Raw genomic sequence first — 6,302 nt, 5'->3', positions numbered from 1 at the left:
TAGGTCTAAAGACAATAATAAAAAAAGACCCCAGACATAAGTCTGGAGTCTTCAAATAATTCAGTGATTATTTGTTTTTCAAGTTGTAGAATGCGTTAACGCCTTTGTATTCAGCAACTTCGCCTAATTGGTCTTCGATACGTAATAATTGGTTGTATTTAGCAATTCGGTCAGTACGTGAAAGAGAACCAGTTTTGATTTGGCCAGCGTTTGTTGCAACAGCGATATCAGAGATTGTTGAATCTTCTGTTTCACCAGAACGGTGAGAAACAACTGCTGTGTAACCAGCTTCTTTAGCCATTTCAATAGCGTTGAATGTTTCTGTTAATGTACCGATTTGGTTAACTTTGATAAGGATTGAGTTACCAACGTTACGTTCGATACCTTCAGATAATTTTTCAGTGTTTGTAACGAATAAATCGTCACCTACTAATTGAACTTTATCGCCTAGTTCAGCTGTTAATTTTTCCCAGCCATCCCAGTCGTTTTCGTCCATACCATCTTCAATAGTGATGATGAATGGATATTTTTCAACTAATTCTTTCAAGTAAGCTACTTGTTCTTCAGAAGTACGTTTTGCTCCGCCTTCACCTTCGAATTTAGAATAGTCGTAAACACCGTTTTCGTAGAATTCAGAAGCTGCACAGTCAAAACCTAAGCGTACATCGTCGCCGATTTTGTAGCCAGCTTTTTCAACTGCTTTAACGATTGTTTCAACAGCATCTTCAGTACCTTCAAAACGAGGTGCGAAACCACCTTCATCACCGACTGAAGTTTCTAAGCCGCGTTCTGATAAGATAGATTTCAATGCGTGGAATACTTCAGCACCCATACGCAAGCCTTCTTTAAATGTAGGTGCACCTACAGGCAAGATCATGAATTCTTGGAATGCGATTGGCGCATCTGAGTGAGAACCACCATTGATGATGTTCATCATAGGAGTTGGCAACACTTTAGTATTGAAACCGCCTAAGTAGTGGTATAAAGGTACTTCCAAGTAGTCAGCAGCTGCACGAGCAACAGCGATTGAAACGCCTAAAATTGCGTTGGCACCTAATTTACCTTTGTTAGGAGTTCCGTCTAATTCGATCATTGCTTTGTCGATCGCCATTTGGTCACGAACATCGTAGCCAATGATAGCTTCTGCAATAATGTTGTTTACGTTGTCTACGGCTTTTTGAACGCCTTTGCCGCCGTAACGAGATTTGTCGCCATCACGTAATTCAACGGCTTCGTATTCACCAGTTGAAGCACCTGAAGGAACCATACCGCGACCAAAAGCACCTGATTCTGTGTATACTTCTACTTCGATTGTTGGGTTACCACGTGAATCAAGGACTTCGCGTGCGTAAACATCAGTAATAATTGACATGTTTGTCTCTCTCCTTTGATTTGTATTTCAAAAGGGTTAAAACCCTTCATCCACAATTTTAGTGAATTTTGTGCATTTCTGCAAATCAAAACTCAGCTTTTTAATGTTGTTGTTAGATTACTTAACTGCATCTAATAAGGCTAAGAATGAATCAGCTTGTAAGCTTGCGCCACCGACTAATGCGCCGTCAACGTTTTCTTTTGCCATATATTCTGCAATGTTTTCAGGTTTAACTGAACCACCGTATTGAATACGTACTTTATCAGCTACTTCTGAACCGTATAATTTTGCAACAGTTTGACGTACCACGCCACAAATTTCGTCTGCGATGTTGGCATCAGCAGATTTACCAGTACCGATTGCCCAGATTGGTTCATAAGCAATTACCATGCTTGAAACTTGTTCAGCAGATAAATCAGCTAAACCTGCAGTGATTTGTCCTTCGATCCATTCAGCAGTTTTGCCTGCTTCATAAGTTTCTAAAGATTCACCACAGCACAAGATTGGTGTCATACCGTTAGCAAAAATTGCTTTGGCTTTTTTATTGATTTCTTCGTCTGTTTCATGGAAATATTCGCGACGTTCAGAGTGACCAATAATCACATATTGGACGCCAAGATCTGCAATAGCAGCTGGTGAGTTTTCACCAGTGAATGCTCCTTCGTTTTCCCAGTAACAGTTTTGAGCAGATAATTGAACATCAGAATCTTTTAAGCTCCAAGCTAATGGTGCTAAAAATAATGCTGGTGAACCAATCACAGAATCCACAACATCTTTTGAAGGAACAGCTGATTTCACTGCTTCTGCAAAGCTTTGTGCTTCTGATAATGTTTTATTCATTTTCCAGTTACCCGCGATAATTGGTTTACGCATTTTGTGCAACTCCTCTTTTTAAATTAAACAGTAATATTCTTATTACGCTTTAAATTATTTATCGTTAATGGCAGCTAAACCTGGTAATGTTTTACCTTCTAATAATTCTAAAGAAGCACCGCCACCAGTTGAGATGTGAGTAAATTTGTCTGCAAAGCCTAATTGTTCTGCAGCCGCTGCAGAGTCCCCACCACCGATGATTGTTGTTGCATCTTCAAGGTTTGCAATAGCTTCACATACACCAATTGTACCATTGGCGAAGTTAGACATTTCAAAAACACCCATAGGTCCGTTCCAAACAACAGTTTTTGCACCTGCTAATGTTTCAGCAAACAAAGCGATTGAAGCAGGACCAATGTCTAATGCCATTACGTCGCCTTCAATTTCTCCTTCAACTGTTTGTGTTGGGACGTCATTTGAAAATTCTGCTGCACAGATATTGTCAATTGGTAAGACTAATTTGTCGCCAGCTTTTTCGATTAAACTTTTTGCTAAGTCGATTTTGTCTGTTTCAACTAATGATTTACCAATTTTCATGCCTTTAGCTGCGTAGAAAGTATATGTCATACCGCCGCCGATCAAAATTTTGTCAGCTTTTGGAATCAAGTTTTCAATTACGCCAATTTTATCTGATACTTTTGCGCCACCAAGGATAGCAACCATTGGACGTTTAGGATTTTCAACAGCTTCACCGATGAATTTGATTTCTTTTTCCATTAAGAAGCCAGCAACAGTTGGGATACCAGTTGAAGCAATCCCTACGTTAGAAGCATGAGCACGGTGAGCAGTACCGAATGCATCGTTTACAAATACATCACCTAAAGAAGCCCAATATTTACCTAATTCAGCGTCATTGCCGCTTTCTTTTTTGCCGTCGATGTCTTCAAAACGAGTGTTTTCAAATACTAATACATCGCCATCTTGCATATTTGCAATTGCGTCTTCTAATTCTTTACCGCGTGTTTCAGGTACAAATGTTACATCTTTACCTAATAATTCACCTAAGCGTTTTGCAACTGGAGCTAAAGATTTACCTTCTTTATCTTCTTGTGTTTTCACACGACCTAAGTGAGAGAATAAAATTGCTTTACCGCCGTTGTCGATAACGTATTTGATTGTTGGTAATGCAGCTTTGATACGAGTATCATCTCCGATTACACCATCTTTTAAAGGAACGTTAAAGTCAACACGGACTAAAACTTTTTTATCTTTTAATTGAATGTCTTCGATTGTTTTTTTAGCCATCTTTAAAATTTGCCTCCTAAATTTATTTCATAAAAAAAGCGGAGAAGCGCGTCGCTTCCCCGCTTTAAAAAGTACTACATTAGATTACGCAAAGGCGCAAATCTTATAATTTAGCGAAGTATTCTAAAGTACGAACTAATTGTGCAGTGTAAGACATTTCGTTGTCATACCAAGCAACAGTTTTAACTAATTGTTTGCCACCGACTGTCAATACTTTAGTTTGAGTTTCGTCAAATAATGAACCGTAAGTCATACCAACAATATCAGAAGATACGATTTCGTCAGTGTTGTAACCATAAGATTCGTTAGATGCTTCTTTCATCGCTGCATTTACTTCATCAGCAGTAACTTCTTTGTCAAGAACTGTTACTAATTCAGTTAATGAACCAGTTGCGATTGGAACACGTTGTGCAGCGCCGTCTAATTTACCGTTCAATTCTGGGATTACTAAGCCGATAGCTTTAGCAGCACCAGTTGTGTTAGGAACGATGTTTTCAGCAGCAGCACGCGCACGACGGAAGTCGCCTTTAGGGTGTGGTCCATCTAAAGTCATTTGGTCGCCAGTGTAAGCGTGGATAGTTGTCATTAAACCTTCAACAACACCAAATTTGTCATTTAAAGTTTTAGCCATAGGAGCTAAACAGTTAGTAGTACAAGAAGCACCAGAGATAACTGTTTCTTTACCAGTTAATGTTTCATGGTTAACGTTATAAACGATTGTTGGTACGTCGTTTCCACCAGGAGCTGTAATAATAACGCGTTTAGCGCCACCTTTTAAGTGTAATTCAGCTTTTTCTTTAGAAGTGAAGAAACCTGTTGATTCCAACACGATATCTACGCCTAGGTCGCCCCAAGGTAATTCTTCAGGGTTACGGTTAGATAAAACTTTAACTTCTTTACCGTTTACAGTGAAAGAACCGTCGTTTACTTCAACAGAACCGTTGAAACGTCCTTGAGTTGTATCGTATTTTAATAAATGAGCTAACATTTTAGCATCTGTCAAGTCATTGATTGCAACAACTTCAATTCCTTCTACATCTTGGATACGACGGAATGCTAAACGACCGATACGTCCAAAACCATTGATACCTACTTTAACTGTCATATTGCGATTTCCTCCTTATGAAAATCAGGTTTTTTATTTTAAAGGGTTGCCCCTTTTAAAATCTCATTAGCAGCAGCTTCATCTGTTAGAAGCCACGTTTGTTTTGGTGCATTTTGCATATAGGCATTAATTGCTTTGGCTTTACTTTTGCCACCAGCAATAGCCAAAATAATTGGCACCTTTTGTAAATCTTTTAATTGTAAACCAATACGCGGGACTTTATAAACCACTTTGCCAGTTTCATCAAAGAAATAGCCAAATGATTCTGCAACTGCATTGGCTTTTTTTAACATCAAGATTTCTTTTTCACTCATCTTGCGTCTAGCCGCCATGTGCAGTGCCCGTCCAATACTATGAATAACACAGTTGGCATGGCTTATCAAGTTTAAGACCTCCAGAATCGAGGGCTCTTTCATCAACGAACGATACGTATCTGAACTGAGTTGCTCTGGGACATATAATGCCCGATGTTCCCCATTAGACCTCATAGCCATCATAGCAGAAACTGAGTTGGCTTGTACAGTCAGAGCTTCTCCAATACCACCTCTGGCGGGAACAAAAAGGTTATGTCGTTCGTCACTTTCAAGGTTTGTCAAACATTCCGCAACTTGGGCCATCGTTGTCCCACCCATAACTGCGATAATATTTTTGCCTTCTGGTAAAAGTAAATCCAAAGATTCATTTAAACTTTCACCAAAGTTTTTCACGACTTTTTCTTGACGATCGCTATCTCCTGCAGAAATGACGCAACGTGTAATGCCAAAATAATTGGCCAACTGCTTTTCCAATTGATGCATACCAAACAATTGATCCATGACTTTGCCTAAATCAGTAAAAACTTTTTCACCAGTTTTAGTTAAACTCATCCCACTTTTGGTGACATCAATTAACGCCAATCGTTTTAATAGATCGGTTTCAGTTCGTAAAACCCGTTCGGTCATATTTAAACTATCTGCTAAATTTCGGCGACCAATAGGCTGCATCCAATAAATGTTGCGCAAAATCTTATATCGTTCTTGCAAAACATGGAGGATATCAGGAGCAACTGCTTCGATCAATTTTAAGTCATCAAGCATGATTACTCTCCTTTTTAACGGTGGACGTTTTTCGTCCATCGTAGACCTATTTCGACCCATCAAGACCAAAAAAAATTTCCTGTAGGTCAAAATCCATTAACCTTACGGAAGTAATAGTACCATTTTCATGGCGAATGTGCAACTAAAACGCGAAGAAAAAATCCCGCTAAATTCACTTCTTTTCAGTAAAATCGCTTTACTAATTGATTTGACGCTAAGTGATATTTTGCACAACCTAATTAAAATAAAAAAAAACACAACTAATTTGTGCAATAGCATAATTGATCTTAGGAAAAATAATAAGAATCATTTCCGAAATATTCATTTCCTTTAAAAATCATGTTAAAATAACTCAGTGGTTGTGAGAGCGTTTTTTCTCCCACCAGAAAAGCAGAATGATTCTTTTCGCTTATTACCAACGCAAATTCGTTTATAGCGCTGGCACCAAAGCCTTTTGTAGTTCTGTTTCATTTTTATCAAATAAGATGGTCCTTTTACCATAAAAAAAGACATCTTCTTAGCTAGAAGATGTCAGTGACGCGCTCTAAGGGAATCGAACCCCTGTCTCAAGAACCGGAATCTTACGTGATATCCACTACACTAAGAGCGCCGAACACATGTTAGTTTAGCT

Annotated in this window: 5 protein-coding genes and 1 tRNA gene; all 6 read right to left on the bottom strand. The window is 38.7% G+C overall.

From position 1 onward, the window contains the following. Window positions 1-67: 67 nt before the first annotated feature. The 6 genes from eno to RU96_RS10555 all read right to left on the bottom strand — a co-directional run bounded on the left by eno (window position 68) and on the right by RU96_RS10555 (window position 6,281). Window positions 68-1,372, bottom strand: a complete 1,305-nt coding sequence (eno, locus tag RU96_RS10580; protein WP_071865484.1) for a phosphopyruvate hydratase — start codon at window positions 1,370-1,372, stop codon at window positions 68-70. 117 nt (window positions 1,373-1,489) lie between these two features. Continuing rightward, window positions 1,490-2,245 (bottom strand): triose-phosphate isomerase, encoded by a 756-nt coding sequence (gene tpiA / locus RU96_RS10575; RefSeq protein ID WP_071865483.1) that lies wholly within the window; start codon window positions 2,243-2,245, stop codon window positions 1,490-1,492. 54 nt (window positions 2,246-2,299) lie between these two features. Then, window positions 2,300-3,490 (bottom strand): phosphoglycerate kinase, encoded by a 1,191-nt coding sequence (locus RU96_RS10570; RefSeq protein ID WP_071865482.1) that lies wholly within the window; start codon window positions 3,488-3,490, stop codon window positions 2,300-2,302. Between the two features lie 103 nt (window positions 3,491-3,593). Next, on the bottom strand, window positions 3,594-4,595 hold the full coding sequence (gap, locus tag RU96_RS10565; protein WP_071865481.1) for a type I glyceraldehyde-3-phosphate dehydrogenase: 1,002 nt from the start codon (window positions 4,593-4,595) through the stop codon (window positions 3,594-3,596). A 38-nt stretch (window positions 4,596-4,633) separates the two neighbouring features. After that, complete coding sequence (locus RU96_RS10560) at window positions 4,634-5,731, bottom strand: sugar-binding transcriptional regulator (RefSeq protein WP_211269912.1); 1,098 nt, start codon at window positions 5,729-5,731, stop codon at window positions 4,634-4,636. A gap of 478 nt (window positions 5,732-6,209) precedes the next feature. Then, a tRNA-Arg gene (locus RU96_RS10555) sits at window positions 6,210-6,281 on the bottom strand. Window positions 6,282-6,302 lie beyond the last annotated feature (21 nt).

The organism is Enterococcus canintestini (assembly GCF_001885735.1).
Lineage (GTDB): Bacteria > Bacillota > Bacilli > Lactobacillales > Enterococcaceae > Enterococcus_C > Enterococcus_C canintestini.
This window is presented reverse-complemented; position numbering and strand designations above follow the sequence as displayed.